Raw genomic sequence first — 1391 nt, 5'->3', positions numbered from 1 at the left:
TTGCTCCTTCAGAATAGCAAAAACGGAAGCCCCTATTTCCTCCCAAGGCCGCGGTCGATCTCTTCCATGAAGTTGCCGAGCGTTTCTTTATCCATGTGGAAGGTTTGCTCGCCGGCGGGGAACACGTCGCCCCTCACATCGTTGATGTAGTCTTTAGCCGCCTGGTCGATGATGGCGCGCAGGTTTGCATACTGCTTGACGAATTTGGGGACGAATTTCTCGAACATCCCCAGCATATCGTTCACGACCAGCACCTGGCCGTCGCAGGCCGGCCCCGCACCGATGCCGATGGTGGGGATCTCAAGGCTTGCGGTGACAAGCTCTGCGAGCTCTGAAGGGATTTTTTCAAGCACTAGGGCAAACGCACCGGCCTCTTCAAGGGCGATAGCGTCTGAAAGAAGCCGCTGTGCTTCTTCGATACTGCTTGCCTGCAAACCGTAGCCACCGAACTGCAATATCGATTGCGGGGTGAGGCCGAGGTGGCCCATGACCGGGATGCCGGCGTCCGTCATCCTCTTAACGAGCCCCACGATGCGCTCGCCGCCCTCGAGTTTAAGCGCATGCGTACCCGTGAACTTCATGATGTTGCCGACGTTTTCCATCGCTTTCTCATCGGATACCTGGTAAGACATAAACGGCATATCCGTTACCACCATCGCCCGCTTTGTGCCGCGCACCACCGCTTTTGTATGGTGCATCATGTCCTCGACGGTGACGGGAAGCGTGTCGTCATAGCCCAGCGTAACCATGCCGAGCGAATCGCCGACAAGTAGGATATCGACGCCCGCCCCGTCTAATATATTCGCAAACGCGTAGTCGTAGGCCGTAAGCATCGTTATCTTTTGGCCCTTGGCTTTCATCTCTCTTACCGACTTAACCGTTACCTTATCCATCTTCAACATCCTCCCGGGTTGCTCGGGCACCGCTCAACATGACGAACTCCACCGAGCCTTATTTTTCTTCACCATCAACTTAGGTCCTCTTTAGCGCCGCGGACAGCCGTTCCGCGGCCTCTGCGCTTAATGTGCCCTTTTGAAGTGCAATGTCTATTGTCTCAAGCCCCAAGGCCTTATATACGTCCAGTATGGTAGTGCCTAGCGTACCACCGATGCCGTCATCGAGTCGCGCCAGGCTTAACAAGTGCTGCTCGATGACCTTAGTATCTCCGCGCGCGATCGGTCCGGTCAAGGCGGCGACCGTACCCACGCTCTCGATATTGGCGACCGTTCCCTTAACGAGGGGCATCATCGCCTCGAGCGCTACACTCTCGTCGAATCCTGAGGCGACGTAGAGCTTATTTGCGAGGTGAAGCAGGGTTACCAGGTAATTTGAGGTAATGCAGGCCGCCGCGTGGTACAGCGATTTGTCTTCATCGGCAACCTCAACCGGTT

The 1391-nt window shown here is 55.9% G+C and carries 2 protein-coding genes; both read right to left on the bottom strand.

Going from position 1 to position 1391, the window contains the following annotated elements:
* Window positions 1–32: 32 nt before the first annotated feature.
* Window positions 33–893 (bottom strand): 3-methyl-2-oxobutanoate hydroxymethyltransferase, encoded by an 861-nt coding sequence (gene panB, locus COY37_RS04155; protein ID WP_286679282.1) that lies wholly within the window; start codon window positions 891–893, stop codon window positions 33–35.
* 79 nt (window positions 894–972) lie between these two features.
* Window positions 973–1391 (bottom strand): DUF2520 domain-containing protein (locus COY37_RS04150; RefSeq protein ID WP_286976291.1); only part of this gene is annotated, 419 nt, incomplete at its 5' end.

The organism is Candidatus Aquicultor secundus, assembly GCF_002791875.1.
GTDB lineage: Bacteria > Actinomycetota > Aquicultoria > Aquicultorales > Aquicultoraceae > Aquicultor_A > Aquicultor_A secundus.
The sequence above is the reverse complement of the archived record's forward strand: the minus strand, read 5'-3'. Positions and strand labels throughout refer to the sequence as shown.

Excerpts from the sequence above, each read along its gene's own strand:
- panB (WP_286679282.1), bottom strand. The coding sequence starts at position 893 with ATGGATAAGGTAACGGTTAAGTCGGTAAGAGAGATGAAAGCCAAGGGC.